Raw genomic sequence first — 14,697 nt, 5'->3', positions numbered from 1 at the left:
CTCCTGGCCCTGCGTATTGATTTCACGATCAGGCTCAGTATAATTCCCCCTCTCTTCGTTGGCGGCGTGGTGAAATTGGTAGACACGACGGATTCAAAATCCGTTTCCTTCACGGGAGTGGCGGTTCGAGTCCGCCCGCCGCTACCAAAAGTTTTGCGAAGGCTTTTAGAATCGAAGAAAGACACAAAACCAGCTTCAAAGCTGGTTTTTTTGTGTCTGCTCTACAATACTCTTGGATCGAACCGAAGTATCGCGATTAATAACAAGAAAGGGCCTGCCCATGGGCCCAGAGACTCAAGAGGGAGCGTATGAAAGGATCTGCGGCGATAACGAAATATGTCTGCTTTTTTATTGTTGCACTTATGGCCGGGTGCGCCAGCTCGGGTATCAAGGTTGAGCGAATTGATGCTGTCTCAGAGGTTGATAAAGACTATAAGCACGTAATGGTGTTTGCGGTCACGCAAAAAGAGCATAACCGCTCAGTTATTGAAGCCGAGCTCGTTGCGGAATTGAACAGGCATGATTTCAAAGCCAGTCGATTTGCAGTGTCCAACTCTGAGATCCCCTGGGATGATCCCACCAGGCTACAGAGTCTGGTTGCAGAAGATGCGAGAGCCGGAGAGTACGATGGTGTTCTGGTGGTTTCACTCGTGAGAAAACAGCGCGAGTCACGATATGTGCCAGAGCAGGTGAACTATCAGCCAATTGTGACATCTGTTGGGCCGCTTGCCGCATCCACTTACATGCAGACAACGGTTGTCCCGGCTGAATTTGAAGAAACAACAACATACGCGTTGAAATCAACGCTGTTTGATACCGACTCCGCCAAACCTGTTTGGCAGCTCTACTCAAGCACTGTTGATCCAAAGACCATAGATGCTGCGGCCAAGGACTTCGGGGTGGTTATTGTCAAGGCCCTTGAAAAGACCTTGCCCTACGCAAAGAAGACTAGGTAAGGGTATTCAGGTCTCGGTGGTTATAGCGCGTTGCAGCGTTGTTTACTGGTGCTGCGCGGTTGTAACCAGGCTGGTGGGCATGCGATAATACGCCGCCTCCGTAAGTGGGTGATGTTAGGTAAATCAGTTACTTACGGAAATTAACCAGCGGCGATCCAGAACTGGCATCTGCAGCTACCTCAATCAAGTCGCAGTAATGCGGCGCCTTGAACAGTCTGGTCCATGAACGTCTCCGATTTTCACTTTGATCTCCCGGATGAGCTCATCGCCCGGTACCCTCTCAGGGAGCGCAGCGCTTCCCGTTTACTATGTCTTGATGGTATTACCGGCGATACTACCCATCGGTCTTTTACTGATCTTCCGGATTTGCTGCAGCCAGGCGACCTGCTTGTTTTCAACAACACTCGTGTCATTCCAGCCCGTTTGTTCGGCAAAAAAGAAACGGGTGGCCAAGTTGAAGTATTGGTTGAGCGTGTAACCGGTGAGCGTAGCCTTGTTGCCCATGTTCGTGCCTCCAAGGCACTGAAAGAAGGGCAGAAAGTGATTCTTGAAGACGGCAGTGCGCTGCGCATGACCGGCAGAAGCGATGCCTTGTTTTTTCTTGAAAGCGAGTCGCCGGAGCCGGTTCTGGATACGCTCGAGCGCATAGGGCATATGCCTCTGCCGCCTTATGTTGATCGCCCTGATGAAGCAGAGGATCGGGAGCGTTACCAGACGGTTTACGCCAAGGAAGTCGGTGCCGTGGCCGCACCGACAGCAGGCCTGCATTTTGATGAGGCCGTTTTAGACGTTTTGAAAACTCGAGGTGTCGAAAGTACATTTGTCACCTTGCACGTGGGAGCAGGCACGTTTCAGCCGGTGCGCGTGGACAATATAGATGAGCATGTGATGCACAGCGAAATTGTGCATGTGTCCCAAGAGGCGGTCGATGCGGTTAATCGTGCTCGCAAACGGGGTGGGCGAGTGGTTGCGGTTGGCACAACGTCTGTACGGTCCTTGGAATCAGCAAGCCGAAGCGGTCGCTTGCAGCCTTTTCAGGGTGAAACAGATATTTTTATTTATCCCGGCTACCGATTTCAGACCGTCGATGCACTGGTTACCAATTTTCATTTACCGGAATCCACGCTGATTATGCTGGTCAGTGCTTTTGCAGGGTATACCCATGTAATGCAGGCATATCAGGAGGCAATTTCCGAAACCTATCGGTTTTTCAGTTATGGCGACGCCATGTTCATTACCGGGCAAGAGCCGAGCAGGGGCATGCTATTTGGCGCGCACGACGATTCCGTGCAAACCAGCAGCCCGTTACCATCCAATACCGGAGACAAGTTGTGAGCCAGTCCTGCTTTATGTCTTTTGAAAAATTGGGAGAAGATGGTCTGGCCCGGCGAGGCAGGCTTACTTTTCCCCGTGGAACCGTTGAAACGCCCGCGTTTATGCCGGTAGGCACTTACGGCACGGTTAAGGGCATGTTGCCCCGGGATATTCACGAAACCGGCGCAGAAATCATTTTGGGCAACACCTTTCACCTGATGCTCCGCCCAGGAACCGAAGTAATAAAAGCCCACGGCGATCTCCATGACTTTACTCAGTGGAAAGGGCCAATCCTCACGGATTCTGGCGGTTTTCAGGTGTTCAGCCTGGGTGAAATGAGAAAAATTACCGAAGAAAAGGTGACATTCCGTTCCCCGGTAGATGGGGCACCGGTCGAATTGTCACCGGAAATTGCGATTCAGGTTCAGCGTGATCTGGGCTCTGATATCGTCATGATTTTTGACGAATGTACGCCTTACCCTGCTACCGAGAAGCAGGCAAAGGAATCCATGGAGCTTTCACTACGATGGGCAAAACGCAGCAAAGATGCCCACGGAGACAGCCCCTCTGCATTGTTTGGAATCGTGCAGGGCGGGATGTATGAAGCGCTGCGCGACCGTTCACTGGAAGGTCTTACGGATATCGGATTTGATGGCTATGCCATTGGGGGCCTTTCCGTTGGTGAGCCCAAAGAAGATATGATCCGCATACTCGACCATCTGCCAACCAAGATGCCGGCTGATAAGCCCCGGTATCTTATGGGGGTCGGTCGGCCCGAAGATCTCGTGGAAGCGGTACGCCGCGGTGTCGACATGTTTGATTGCGTGATGCCAACAAGAAATGCCCGTAATGGCTACTTGTTCACATCCACCGGAATCGTAAAGATCCGAAATGCCAGGCATCGCCATGATACCGGGCCTTTGGATGAGCGGTGTGACTGTTATACCTGCAAGAATTTCTCGAGAAGTTATCTGCATCATCTGGATAAGTGTGGAGAAATGCTGGGTTCCCAGTTGAACACAATCCACAATCTGCGCTACTACCAGAACCTGATGGCTGGATTGCGCGGGGCCATTGAAGCAGGTACATTGTCGAGCTTTATAAAAGACTTCTATGCTCTGCGCGGCGAGACAGTGCCAGCCATGGGTAATGAGTAATTCCTTTTGCTTAATCAACGGAGAGTTTTGATGAAATCAGTCAAGTTGTTTTTGGCCGGCCTTATGGCAATGATGCCCGCACTGGCAATGGCGCAGGCGGCTCCTGCTGCTGGTGGCATGGGTGTTATGGGCCAGGTTATCTTTTTTGCCGGCTTTATTCTTATTTTCTATTTTCTGATCTGGCGCCCACAGTCCAAGCGTGCGAAAGAGCACAAGTCACTTATGTCTGGCTTGAATAAAGGTGATGAAGTAATTACCTCTGGCGGCATAGCCGGAAAAATCACCAAGGTGGCTGACGATTTCATTGTTGTTGAGATTGCCGACAATGTTGAAGTAAAGGTACAGAAAGTGGCTGTCGCCGCTGCTCTGCCTAAAGGTACGCTCAAAGACATCTGAGCAAGGACTCTCTGGCCGGCTCTGATACCTGCCGGCCTGAACCTTCCAGGCTGAAACACCAAGGCCGGCTTTGGGGCCGGCTACAAGGGATCCCATGCTGAATAAGTACCCGCTTTGGAAAAACCTGATTATCCTGGTCGCGATCGTGATCGGGTTTATCTACGCTTTACCCAACCTGTTTCCCGATGATTATGCTGTACAGATCACGGGTGCCCGTAGCAGTACTGAAGTGAACTCCGCTGTTCTCGAGAGAGCCGTCAAAGCACTGGAGTCGGATGGCATTGAGGTTAAAAGTAGCACGCTTGAGGATCGGGATGCCCTTATACGGTTAACCAGCTCCGATGACCAATTACGTGCCCGCCCTGCCGTTCAGGCCGCTCTTGGCAGAGACTATCTTGTTGCATTGAATATGGCGCCTTCTACGCCATCCTGGCTCAAAAGCCTGGGTGCGGGGCCAATGAAACTTGGCCTCGATCTTCGTGGCGGTGTCCACTTTTTGCTGGAAGTGGATATGGATACCGCCGTCGGCCAGAGGCTGGAAGCGGTTTCAGGGCAGATCAAACGTGAGCTTCGCGAGGAACGTATACGCTACCGTGGAGGGGATGTTGAAGGTGCTCGCAACATTGTACTGAGCTTCCGCGATGAGGATTCGCGAGCCGAGGCCTTTAATCTGATCAAGCGTCAGTACAATGAGTTTCTGCTGAATGAAAAAACCAGCGGGGATGAGTTCCAGATTGTTCTTACTCTTTCCGAAGGTGAAGTAACCGCCATTCGCAAGTATGCCCTGGAGCAAAACCTGACTACCATCCGCAACCGGGTGAACGAACTCGGCGTGGCCGAGCCGCTGGTTCAGCAGCAGGGTGCCGACCGGATTATTGTTGAGCTTCCTGGTGTTCAGGATACTGCCCAGGCTAAGCGTGTTCTTGGCGCCACAGCAAACCTGGAATTCCGTATGGAAGCGCGACAGGATGCAGCTACCGGCGAAACTGAGCAGTTCAGCTTCCGCGACGAGCGTCAGCGTACGGCTCGCCTTGAGCGTGACGTTATTGCCACAGGTAATAACGTAGCCAACGCTCAACAGGCGTTTGATGAGAATGGTCAGCCGCAGGTTAGCATTACCATGGATTCTGTGGGTGGCGATCTGATGAACCGTGCTACGCGCAACGCTATTGGCCGGCGCATGGCGGTTCTCTTTATCGAATTCCGCACAGAAACCGAAACGAAAATGGTGAATGGGGAGCCCGTTGAGACAGATAAGCGAATCGTTGAGAAAGGTATTATCAGCCTTGCGACGGTGCAGTCTGCCTTGGGTAGTAGCTTCCGGATCACCGGGCTGGATTCCATTCCGGAAGCGTCGGAGCTGGCGCTTCTGCTTCGTGCTGGCGCTCTTGCGGCGCCCATGTACTTTGTGCAGGAGCGCACCATCGGGCCTAGCCTCGGGCAGAAAAACATTGATGCCGGCGTAATGTCTGTTGCGCTTGGTTTTGGCCTTGTTCTGCTTTATATGCTGGTTTACTACCGCGGGTTCGGGCTTGTGGCGAATGTGGCTCTCACCATCAACCTGATGCTGCTGATAGCGTGCATGTCCATACTCTCGGCCACACTCACATTGCCGGGCATTGCCGGTATCGTGCTGACCGTCGGTATGGCGGTAGATGCAAACGTGCTGATATTTGAGCGCATAAAAGAAGAGCTCAAATCAGGTGTGTCACCGCAGCTTGCCATAAATTCCGGTTACTCCCGTGCCTTTGTATCCATCTTTGATGCCAATATCACTACCTTGCTTGTAGCCATCATTCTCTTTGCTATGGGATCTGGCCCGGTGAAAGGCTTCGCGGTGACACTGTGCATCGGGATTATGACGTCTATGTTCTCGGGGCTGATGGTAAGCCGGAGTATCGTTAATATGGTTTATGGCGGCCGCAGGGTCGAGAAACTGTCGATCGGAGGAAAGCTCGCCAATGTCTGATCATCAGAAGCAAGCGTTTGATTTTATGGGGTTCCGGAAGATTGCTTCCGCAATTTCCATCATTCTGGTGGTGGCGTCAATCGCAATTATCGGGATACGGGGTCTCAACTTTGGCATGGACTTTACTGGCGGTACGTCGGTAGAGCTGGAATACACCCAGGCGCCTGAGCTGGATGAGATTCGTACCACTTTAACCGAGGCCGGCTATGATCAGTTTGTGGTGCAGAACTTTGGCGCCGATACTTTGGTTTTGGTCCGTCTTTCGGAATCCGGAAATGACCAACTGGCCCAGGAAGTAACTGCAACTCTTGCAGCGACAGGAAACGACCTGGAGTTGGTAGGCTCAGAGTTCGTAGGGTCGCAGGTTGGTGATGAGCTTAAAGAGGATAGTGGTCTTGGGCTGCTTCTCGCTCTTGTGGTTGTGCTCATCTATGTGGGTATGCGGTTTCAGTTCAAGTTCGGTATTGCATCTGTAATTCCTCTTGCCCACGACGTTATTATCATTCTCGGGATCTTTGCGCTATTCCAGTGGACATTCGACCTTACGGTCCTGGCTGCGTTGCTGGCGGTCATCGGTTACTCGCTGAACGACACTATCGTTGTTGCAGACCGTATTCGTGAAAACTTCCGGAAAATGCGGGTGGGTGAGCCTTGGGAAATCATCAACGAGTCTATCCATCAAACCATCGCCCGTACCATAAATACCTCGGGTACAACCCTGGTGGTTCTGTTGGCCCTGTATTTCCTGGGTGGCGAGGCGATCAATAACTTTGCACTGGCTTTGATCATTGGTGTTGTTGTGGGTACCTACTCATCTATCTACGTGTCAGCGAACCTGTTGATGGTAATGAGTGTGTCGAGGGAAGACCTTATGGTGCCAGCCAAAGAGGGTGTTGAGGGTTCTGAAGAGACTGAGGAACCGCCGGAATGGCTTAACCGTATGTGAGGTTGCTCTTCAAGAGTCAGCCTCCAGGTACAAAAAAACCGCCAAACTGAAAGTGGCGGTTTTTTTGTACCTGGAGGCCGTTCTTTACTAAGAATTCGGTGGCTTCAGATTAACCGGGTATGCGGCCACGGAAAGGGTGCAGAACCTTGAGGACTTCCCGGAACAGTTTTGGGTTGGCAACTACCAGTTGGCGCGCGTTGTCTGTAGAGGGGTTGCCCGCGAAGTCGGCGGTCAGAGCCCCGGACTCCATGGCCAGAGCCACGCCCAGCTCCAGATCTGCAGTGTTTGGGCGGAAGATAACGGCGGCATCAAGAAGGCCTGCCGAAACCCGCGCGATATCAAGAACAACGCAGCCCGACGTACGGAACATAGAGGAGTTCTGGGCCAGCACCGCGGTCAGTTCGCCCCAAAGTAGTGGGTTGTCGCTTTTTCGGGGCTGGTCGAGCAGGTTGGTTGCAAACGCAGCTTTTTCTGCGTGCCTGATATCCGATACTCTTACCCTGCGGCTATTCAGGGCGGCTCCACGGCCTCGACTGGCGGAATATTCTTCGCCGGTTACGGGGTTGACCAGAAGAAGGTTTTCTATGCGGTTATTCTTCTTTTGGGCCAGAGCCAGTGCAAACTCGGGAATTCCCCGAAGAAAGTTTTCACTCCCCAAAACCGGGAAAATATGCCAGCTACGCTCGCTGGTTCCTGCGTCTGATTCATTCAGTGGCGCGATGGTGTGATCTTTGTAGGCCTTCTCGAGTTGCTCTGCAAAGTTGTCATAAATGGATTGCTCGACCCGATCCAACTGGATGCGACGCTCGTCGTCTTTTCCGGTAGGCTCCTGGCGCTCGAAGTGGGCTTTCAGGTAATCCGACCCTTGACGCGCGACGCGCAGGGCCATTTTAATAGCTGGTTGCATCTGAGTGTTCGTTATCCGGGTGTGTGAAGGCCGGGTATGATAGCAAAAGATCCCCGCCCTTGTACGTTTTTTGACTGAGGAAAAGCACGGATACCGGTCCGTGAGGGAATATCCGGAGCACAGAAAGCCCTTACTTTCTGATATCATTGCGGCCCTTAAATTTTAACCTTGGGCTAGTCGCCAATGCATAAGCCATCTCCGCCTCTGGAAGGGCCAGACGCGTTTCAGGATAAAATCCGGATTGTCCTGGTAGAGACTTCTCACTCGGGCAACATCGGAGCCGTCGCACGAGCCATGAAAAATATGGGTCTGGCCAATCTGTGGCTGGTTAATCCCAACTCATTCCCTGATGAAGCCTCATACGCCCGAGCTGCTGGCGCCTCCGACATACTCGACAGAGCACAGGTGGTTCCAACCCTGGATAAGGCGCTTGAAGACTGCATTATGGTGATGGGCACCAGTGCCAGAGGTCGAAAAATACCATGGCCGGTATTGCCGCCGCCCGAAGCTGCCGAAATTGCTGCAGAGAAAAGCCTGGCTGGGCCAGTGGCGCTGGTTTTTGGGCGCGAAAATCATGGGTTAAGCAACGATGAGCTTCACCTGTGTCATTACCATATCCATGTCCCTACGAACCCGGATTACAGTTCGTTGAATCTGTCGATGGCGGTTCAGATCATGTGTTATGAGTTGCGCATGCTGTTTTTGCGTAACCTTGAAGGGGGCAAAGATAACCCCTATTTAAAGCCGATGCTGGTGCCGGGCGATGCAGGCTGGGATGTACCCCCTGCAAAGGTGGGTGATGTTGAAGGTTTTTTTGGCCACCTAGAGCAGACACTGCATGATGTTGATTTTCATCGCCGCGACAATCCCAGGCAGCTGATGTCCCGTTTGCGCAGATTGTTTCAGCGGGCAGAACTCGACCAGATGGAGATCAATATTCTCCGGGGAATTTTAAGTGCGGTTCAAAAAGCCGCTGGAACATCCGGGAACCTCAATTCAAATAAGGCCGCTACAGAGCCGACCGGACAGGAAAAGGGCCATGTTTAAGCATTTACGCGAAGATATACAAAGTGTTTTCCATCGGGATCCTGCTGCGAGGAACACCTTTGAGGTGCTCACCAATTACCCTGGGCTACACGCATTACTGATTCATCGGTTTTCCCATTGGCTGTGGAATGCCGGGTTGAAATGGCTGGCACGCACCATTTCTACTTTGGCGCGCTGGTTTACGGGTATAGAGATACACCCTGGAGCAACCATTGGCCGGCGATTCTTTATCGACCATGGCATGGGTGTTGTCATTGGCGAGACGACCATTATCGGTGATGACGTTACCTTGTATCAGGGAGTCACTCTCGGTGGAACCAGTTGGAACAAAGGCAAGCGCCACCCCACTATCGGTGATGGTGTGGTGGTTGGTGCTGGCGCAAAAATACTGGGGCCGTTCGAAGTGGGTGAGGGCGCCAAGGTTGGCTCTAACTCAGTGGTTACCAAGGCTGTACCTGCCGGTGCTACCGTTGTTGGTATACCGGGCAGAATCATTGTAAAGCAAAAAACGGAAGACGACGCCCGGCGCAAGGTTATGGAAGAGCGCATGGGCTTTGATGCTTATGGCGTAACCGAGGAAATGCCAGACCCGATGGCCCGCTCCATGCGTGCTTTGCTTGATCACATGCACGCTGTGGATGATCGTATCGAAATCATGTGCAAGGCGTTGCGTAAAGTGAACAGTGAATATCAGAATGGCGAACTGCCGGTGCTGGACGAAGATGACTTTGATTGTGTGCGTGATGAAAGCGAGGAGCGCGGCTGAATACTTGACTGAAATACTTGGTCAATTCATACTCGGTCTCGCACACTGAGATTCAATCCCATCTGGGGCTGATGCCATGAAGTTGACTACAAAAGGCCGCTACGCCGTTACGGCGATGCTGGATCTTGCTCTCCACGGGGGGCAGAGACCGGTAACTCTAGCGGATATTTCAGCCCGACAGGAAATATCGCTTTCCTATCTGGAGCAGCTGTTTTCACGCCTTCGCCGTCGGGAGCTGGTGGTGAGCATTCGTGGCCCTGGTGGTGGGTATCACCTTAGTCGGGGTGCGGCCAATATTTATATTTCCGAAGTGGTTGATGCGGTCAGTGAGTCCCTGGATACCACAAGATGTGGAAACAAAGGCGACTGCCAGAATGGGGAAAAATGTCTGACGCATCACCTTTGGTCAGATCTGAGTGACCAGATTCACCAGTTCCTCAGCGGGATTAGTCTCGGTGATCTGATGGAACGACATGAAATCCGCCAAGTTGCGGAACGACAGAATCGCCGTCAATCCGAAGGTGATTCCGACACAATTAATACCGAGCGTCTGACTGATCAGGCGCCCGCCTGAATCAAGCCTCTGTATTTATGAAAAAGCCTGTCTACCTCGATTACGCGGCAACAACACCCGTAGACCCCGCTGTTGCTGAAGAAATGATCAAATACCTTACGCCGGATGGTTTTTATGGAAATCCGGCCTCCCGATCTCATGGGTTCGGGTGGCAGGCAGAAGCTGCGGTAGAAGCCGCCAGAAGCCAGGTAGCTAATCTGATTCATGCCGACCCTCGTGAAATCGTCTGGACTTCCGGTGCCACTGAATCGGATAACCTTGCGATCAAGGGGGCTGTTGCAGGTCGTGAGAATGCCCATGTAATAACATCCACGATTGAGCATAAAGCGGTTGTTGACACTTGTAAGTGGCTTGAGTCCCGCGGGATCGAAGTTACTTGGTTGGAGCCGGCAAGTGACGGTGTGGTCCTGCCAGAACAGGTGTTTGAAGCACTCAAGCCTGAAACCGTTCTGGTAAGCCTGATGCTGGTGAATAATGAACTCGGCTGTGTTACGGACATTGCCACCATTGGTGCAGAGCTGCGCAACCGCGGTGTTTTGTTTCACGTAGATGCGGCGCAGGCTGCGGGCAAGCTACCTGTTGATGTAACAGTAATGCCTGTCGATCTTATGTCTCTTTCCGGTCATAAGGTGTATGGGCCAAAAGGTGTGGGCGCGCTTTATGTGAGGCGTTCGCCAGATGTGCGCATAGAGGCGCAAATTCATGGCGGCGGTCATGAGCGAGGAATGCGTTCCGGTACCCTGCCAACCCATCAGATAGTTGGAATGGGCAAGGCCTTCGCGATTTCCCAGGCTGGGTTAGCTGATGAGATTGAGCAGCTGGAGAGCCTCCGCGCCGGGTTTCTTGATGGTTTGAAAGGGTTAAGCGGTGTGACACTTAACGGCTCGGAAACCAGCCGGGTGCCAGGGATAATCAATCTGTCTTTTGAGGGCGTCGATGCCGAATCCCTGATGCTGGGCTTGCGGCATCTTGCTGTATCTTCAGGTTCGGCATGTGCGTCAGCCACCACAGAGCCTTCCTATGTGCTTCGAGGTATCGGGTTGAGCGATGAGCTGGCTCATCGTGCGCTACGGTTTTCTATCGGGCGTTTTACAACGGCTGAAGAAATGGCCTTCGCCAGCGCCCAAATTGTTGATGTTGTTACTCGCCTTCGCGCAGTGCGGTAGGCAGTGGGCCTCTGACTGCGTATAATCGCAGACCTGAAATTCACCCGTATCCAAGTAACCCAAACCCTATAGGAGAAGTACCATGGCTAACGAGCGCACGCTTTCTATCATCAAGCCCGATGCCGTTGCAAAAAATGTAATCGGTGAGATCTACAGCCGCTTTGAAAAAGCCGGTCTGAGCATTGTAGCCTCGCGCATGATGCACCTTACCCAGGAGCAAGCTGAAGGTTTTTACGCTGAACACAAAGAGCGTCCTTTTTTCAATGATCTGGTTGCATTCATGACTTCCGGTCCTGTTGTTGTTCAGGTTTTGGAAGGCGAGGGCGCCATTCTGAAAAACCGCGATCTGATGGGCGCGACTAACCCGAAAGAGGCGGATGCCGGCACAATCCGTGCTGACTTTGCTACATCTATTGATGCGAATGCGGTTCACGGTTCCGATTCTGCAGCTTCTGCAGAACGTGAAATCGCTTATTTCTTCAGTGACAATGAAATCTGCCCGCGCGGTTGATTTTGTTGGTCGGGGGCTGCCGGTGGCAGCTCCCGCATTGATTATTTGATCGAGGTTATGAAATGACAGCCGTTGCTGAAAAAATCAACCTGCTGGGAATGCCAAAGGCCAAGCTTGAGGCTTTCTTTGAATCCCTGGGGGAGAAGCGTTTTCGCGCCACTCAGATGCTGCAGTGGATGCACCAGCGGGGTGTTGATGACTTCGATCAAATGACTAATGTGAGTAAGTCCCTCAGGGAAAAGCTCAAGCGCGAAGCCGTGATTCGTGGCCCGGAAGTTATTTACGACGAAACGTCGAAAGACGGCACCCGCAAGTGGGTCATGCGTATGGATAACGGCAACAGTGTCGAAACTGTGCTGATCCCTGACGGCGAAAGGGGTACTTTGTGCGTATCCTCGCAAATCGGCTGCACCCTTGACTGCACTTTTTGCTCAACGGGAAAGCGTGGCTTTAACCGGAATTTGACCGCTGCCGAAATCATTGGGCAGGTGTGGGTTGCACGCAAGGCTTTTATGCCCTTTGAACCGGGCCCTGACCGGCCAATTACCAACGTTGTGATGATGGGGATGGGAGAGCCCCTGATGAACTTTGACAACGTTGTGGATGCGATGAATCTGATGATGGAGGATCTCGCATATGGCATCTCGAAGCGCAGGGTTACTCTAAGTACCTCAGGCGTGGTTCCGGGCATTGACAAGCTTGCGGAAGTTACCGATGTTTCACTGGCCATTTCCCTGCATGCGCCCAATGATGAGCTGAGAAACAAGCTTGTTCCGCTTAACAAGAAGTATCCGATTTCGGAGCTTCTGGCGGCCACGAAACGCTATTTCAGCCGTCTTCCCGACAAGCGTAAAGCGACCATCGAGTATACGGTTATTGAGGGTATGAATGATAAGCCGGAACACGCTCGCGAACTGGCGGTGTTGCTGCGGGACGTTCCCTGCAAAATCAATCTTATACCCTTTAATCCATTCCCCGAAAGTGACTTTCGCCGTCCTAGCATGAATGCTACCCGGCGTTTTCAGACCATACTTAATGAAGCTGGGTATATCACGACGATCAGAACGACCCGTGGTGATGATATTGATGCTGCGTGTGGTCAGCTCGTTGGGCAGGTTGAAGATCGCACTCGTAGAAGCCAGCGTTATATTAATGTCCAGCAGGTGAATCCCTGAAAAAGTATTTGCAACGATCTACCCGTGAGGAAAACACTTAGTGGCTATAAAATCGGTAAGTGGACGGCTTGTTACCGTAGCAGCTTTGCTGACAGCTCTGTTGCTCACCGGGTGTGTTACCACCACGGATAACCGTTTTTCCCGTGAGGCCGACCGCCAGAAAGCGGTTGATAATTATGTACAGCTTGCGTCTGCTTATATTGGCCAAGGCAATATTGAGCGGGCACGACATCACCTGGATCGTGCTCTTGAGATTGAGCCGAACAGCCCTCAAGCCCTTGCGGCTCAGGGGCTTATTTATAATAGTGATGGTGAGCCGGAGCTTGCGGAAGCGAGCTTCAAGAAGGCAATCTCCAGAGATTCAGGATACACCCGGGCACGAGTGTATTATGGAGCATTTCTCTATGCCCAGGAGCGGTTTGAAGAATCGCGCAACCAGTTCAGGGCTGCTTCCAGGGATACAAATTACAAAGATCGCGGTGCTGTTTTTTACAACTTGGGCATGACACAGGAGCGGCTTGGGCAAAAAGCTGAGGCCTTGGTTTCTTATCGTCGTGCTTCTGAATTGACTCGCGGCGATGCTCGCTCCCTTCTTTCGCTTTCCCGGGTAATGGTTGAAACAGGCGATGTGGCCGGTGCTTCCCGCTATTATGGGCGCTTGTTGTCGATCATGCAGCGTAACCCGAACCTGCAGCATTCTCCTGAGAGCCTTTTGACGGGCATTCGTATTGCCCGTCAATCAGGCGATCGAAACCAGGAGGCAAGCCTGGTTTTGCAGCTGAAAAACAAATACCCGGAGTCTGTAGAGTACCAACAATACAAGGCGCTGATTTCAAATGACAAGTGATGACACCCAGCAAAGTGCAGCAAATGAGGCCGTTGGTCAGCAGCTAAGGCGAGCTAGAGAAAAGCACGGTTTGAGTATTACCCAGATTGCTGACGCCCAGCATTTGAGAAATGGCATTATTCAGGCAATTGAGGGTGGCGATTATGGGCAAATCGATAGTGAGCTCTTCCTCAAGGGGTATGTGCGTGCCTACGCCAAGCAGGTTGGCCTGGATAGTGACGCTATTATCTCGGATTTGAATCGTGAGCTGGAGCCGGCACGACTTGAAAAAGCGCGGGAGCTTGAGGCGAACCCATTAGTTAATATTGAACGCAGAAGACGCAGAAAACGCAGGATTGCCAAGCTGCTTTTGCTGGTTATAGCTGTGATGCTTGTTGGCGCTTTGGTTGTCGTGTTTGTTATACCCAAGTTTGCTGCACAAGAGGTGGGTTCGGAACAGCCCGCTGCGACCCAGACAGAGCCTCAGCCTGATGGCGAAGAGCCCGCGGAAAATATCAGCATACCCGCTGTTCCCGACAGTGAAAGTGGGGGTGAAAATTCTGATCCCGGCCAATTTGATGAGGCCTCTGTTGTACCATCGTCGAGCGCAGAACTTTATTCTGAACAGGTTGAAACACCTGTGCCATCCGATCAGGCTCCAGCTGTCGCTGAAATGATTGAACCCGCTGTAAGCCAGCCCCAGGTCAGCGACACACCAGACCCGGCAACCGGGGTTTTGGAAATCGCTTTCACCGGCGACTGTTGGGTACAGATACGTGATGCCAGCGGAAATCGTCTGGCCAGCTCACTGCAACGGGCCGGTGACACACTTGAAGTGTCTGGCAAGGCCCCTTTAAAGGTGGTTATTGGCGCTGTCAGCACAGTCGATACGATTCATTTTCAGGGTGAGACAGTGGATATAAACGAGTTTCCAGTAGTGAACAACCGTTCCGAGTTCACGCTGACAATCTGAACATTACTTTGCAC

General features: G+C 52.2%; 15 protein-coding genes and 1 tRNA gene. 15 read left to right on the top strand and 1 reads right to left on the bottom strand.

Features of this window, described 5'->3' with window-relative positions:
- The first annotated feature begins 60 nt into the window (after nt 1-60).
- The 7 genes from CDH47_RS12800 (at nt 61) to secF (ending at nt 6,738) form a co-directional block, all read left to right on the top strand.
- Nucleotides 61-147: transfer RNA gene (locus CDH47_RS12800), tRNA-Leu, on the top strand.
- Between the two features lie 161 nt (nt 148-308).
- A complete protein-coding gene (locus tag CDH47_RS12795) occupies nt 309-956 on the top strand; it encodes a hypothetical protein (RefSeq protein ID WP_100640291.1) in 648 nt (215 codons plus the stop codon).
- Nucleotides 957-1,178: 222 nt separating this feature from the next.
- Nucleotides 1,179-2,291: a tRNA preQ1(34) S-adenosylmethionine ribosyltransferase-isomerase QueA gene (queA, locus tag CDH47_RS12790; RefSeq protein WP_100640290.1), complete on the top strand. Its 1,113-nt coding sequence runs from the start codon at nt 1,179-1,181 to the stop codon at nt 2,289-2,291.
- 14 nt (nt 2,292-2,305) lie between these two features.
- A complete protein-coding gene (gene tgt / locus CDH47_RS12785; protein ID WP_100640480.1) occupies nt 2,306-3,427 on the top strand; it encodes a tRNA guanosine(34) transglycosylase Tgt in 1,122 nt (373 codons plus the stop codon).
- A 30-nt stretch (nt 3,428-3,457) separates the two neighbouring features.
- On the top strand, nt 3,458-3,823 hold the full coding sequence (gene yajC, locus CDH47_RS12780; protein ID WP_100640289.1) for a preprotein translocase subunit YajC: 366 nt from the start codon (nt 3,458-3,460) through the stop codon (nt 3,821-3,823).
- A gap of 94 nt (nt 3,824-3,917) precedes the next feature.
- On the top strand, nt 3,918-5,792 hold the full coding sequence (gene secD / locus CDH47_RS12775; RefSeq protein WP_100640288.1) for a protein translocase subunit SecD: 1,875 nt from the start codon (nt 3,918-3,920) through the stop codon (nt 5,790-5,792).
- Nucleotides 5,785-6,738, top strand: a complete 954-nt coding sequence (secF, locus tag CDH47_RS12770) for a protein translocase subunit SecF (protein WP_100640287.1) — start codon at nt 5,785-5,787, stop codon at nt 6,736-6,738. The genes secD and secF overlap by 8 nt, the downstream gene beginning before the upstream one ends.
- A 109-nt stretch (nt 6,739-6,847) precedes the next feature.
- On the opposite strand, the gene CDH47_RS12765 is transcribed toward secF, so the two are convergent.
- Complete coding sequence (locus tag CDH47_RS12765; RefSeq protein WP_100640286.1) at nt 6,848-7,645, bottom strand: inositol monophosphatase family protein; 798 nt, start codon at nt 7,643-7,645, stop codon at nt 6,848-6,850.
- Between the two features lie 183 nt (nt 7,646-7,828).
- On the opposite strand from CDH47_RS12765, the gene trmJ reads away from it, so the two are divergent.
- From trmJ to CDH47_RS12725, 8 genes are all read left to right on the top strand, one after another.
- On the top strand, nt 7,829-8,692 hold the full coding sequence (gene trmJ, locus CDH47_RS12760; protein ID WP_100640285.1) for a tRNA (cytosine(32)/uridine(32)-2'-O)-methyltransferase TrmJ: 864 nt from the start codon (nt 7,829-7,831) through the stop codon (nt 8,690-8,692).
- Nucleotides 8,685-9,458 carry a serine O-acetyltransferase gene (gene cysE, locus CDH47_RS12755; protein WP_100640284.1) on the top strand — a complete coding sequence of 258 codons (774 nt, stop codon included), beginning with the start codon at nt 8,685-8,687 and terminating at the stop codon, nt 9,456-9,458. Before trmJ ends, cysE begins: the two co-directional genes overlap by 8 nt.
- A gap of 76 nt (nt 9,459-9,534) precedes the next feature.
- Complete coding sequence (locus CDH47_RS12750; RefSeq protein ID WP_100640283.1) at nt 9,535-10,032, top strand: Rrf2 family transcriptional regulator; 498 nt, start codon at nt 9,535-9,537, stop codon at nt 10,030-10,032.
- A 17-nt stretch (nt 10,033-10,049) separates the two neighbouring features.
- The gene (locus CDH47_RS12745; RefSeq protein ID WP_100640282.1) at nt 10,050-11,198 is read left to right on the top strand and encodes an IscS subfamily cysteine desulfurase; all 1,149 of its coding nucleotides are present in this window, start codon (nt 10,050-10,052) and stop codon (nt 11,196-11,198) included.
- A gap of 82 nt (nt 11,199-11,280) precedes the next feature.
- A complete protein-coding gene (gene ndk, locus CDH47_RS12740; RefSeq protein WP_100640281.1) occupies nt 11,281-11,709 on the top strand; it encodes a nucleoside-diphosphate kinase in 429 nt (142 codons plus the stop codon).
- Between the two features lie 62 nt (nt 11,710-11,771).
- Nucleotides 11,772-12,884: a dual-specificity RNA methyltransferase RlmN gene (gene rlmN, locus CDH47_RS12735; protein WP_100640280.1), complete on the top strand. Its 1,113-nt coding sequence runs from the start codon at nt 11,772-11,774 to the stop codon at nt 12,882-12,884.
- 46 nt (nt 12,885-12,930) lie between these two features.
- On the top strand, nt 12,931-13,731 hold the full coding sequence (pilW, locus tag CDH47_RS12730) for a type IV pilus biogenesis/stability protein PilW (RefSeq protein ID WP_193601661.1): 801 nt from the start codon (nt 12,931-12,933) through the stop codon (nt 13,729-13,731).
- Nucleotides 13,721-14,683: a RodZ domain-containing protein gene (locus CDH47_RS12725; protein ID WP_100640279.1), complete on the top strand. Its 963-nt coding sequence runs from the start codon at nt 13,721-13,723 to the stop codon at nt 14,681-14,683. Before pilW ends, CDH47_RS12725 begins: the two co-directional genes overlap by 11 nt.
- Nucleotides 14,684-14,697: the final 14 nt, after the last annotated feature.

It is taken from the genome of Marinobacter salexigens (genome assembly GCF_002806945.1).
Lineage (GTDB): Bacteria > Pseudomonadota > Gammaproteobacteria > Pseudomonadales > Oleiphilaceae > Marinobacter > Marinobacter salexigens.
This window is presented reverse-complemented; position numbering and strand designations above follow the sequence as displayed.

What these genes read in the sequence shown, in the direction of transcription:
- CDH47_RS12795 (WP_100640291.1), top strand. Translation starts at nt 309, where the DNA reads ATGAAAGGATCTGCGGCGATAACGAAATATGTCTGCTTTTTTATTGTT.
- queA (WP_100640290.1), top strand. Translation starts at nt 1,179, where the DNA reads ATGAACGTCTCCGATTTTCACTTTGATCTCCCGGATGAGCTCATCGCC.
- tgt (WP_100640480.1), top strand. Translation starts at nt 2,306, where the DNA reads ATGTCTTTTGAAAAATTGGGAGAAGATGGTCTGGCCCGGCGAGGCAGG.
- yajC (WP_100640289.1), top strand. Translation starts at nt 3,458, where the DNA reads ATGAAATCAGTCAAGTTGTTTTTGGCCGGCCTTATGGCAATGATGCCC.
- secD (WP_100640288.1), top strand. Translation starts at nt 3,918, where the DNA reads ATGCTGAATAAGTACCCGCTTTGGAAAAACCTGATTATCCTGGTCGCG.
- secF (WP_100640287.1), top strand. Translation starts at nt 5,785, where the DNA reads ATGTCTGATCATCAGAAGCAAGCGTTTGATTTTATGGGGTTCCGGAAG.
- CDH47_RS12765 (WP_100640286.1), bottom strand. Translation starts at nt 7,645, where the DNA reads ATGCAACCAGCTATTAAAATGGCCCTGCGCGTCGCGCGTCAAGGGTCG.
- trmJ (WP_100640285.1), top strand. Translation starts at nt 7,829, where the DNA reads ATGCATAAGCCATCTCCGCCTCTGGAAGGGCCAGACGCGTTTCAGGAT.
- cysE (WP_100640284.1), top strand. Translation starts at nt 8,685, where the DNA reads ATGTTTAAGCATTTACGCGAAGATATACAAAGTGTTTTCCATCGGGAT.
- CDH47_RS12750 (WP_100640283.1), top strand. Translation starts at nt 9,535, where the DNA reads ATGAAGTTGACTACAAAAGGCCGCTACGCCGTTACGGCGATGCTGGAT.
- CDH47_RS12745 (WP_100640282.1), top strand. Translation starts at nt 10,050, where the DNA reads ATGAAAAAGCCTGTCTACCTCGATTACGCGGCAACAACACCCGTAGAC.
- ndk (WP_100640281.1), top strand. Translation starts at nt 11,281, where the DNA reads ATGGCTAACGAGCGCACGCTTTCTATCATCAAGCCCGATGCCGTTGCA.
- rlmN (WP_100640280.1), top strand. Translation starts at nt 11,772, where the DNA reads ATGACAGCCGTTGCTGAAAAAATCAACCTGCTGGGAATGCCAAAGGCC.
- CDH47_RS12725 (WP_100640279.1), top strand. Translation starts at nt 13,721, where the DNA reads ATGACAAGTGATGACACCCAGCAAAGTGCAGCAAATGAGGCCGTTGGT.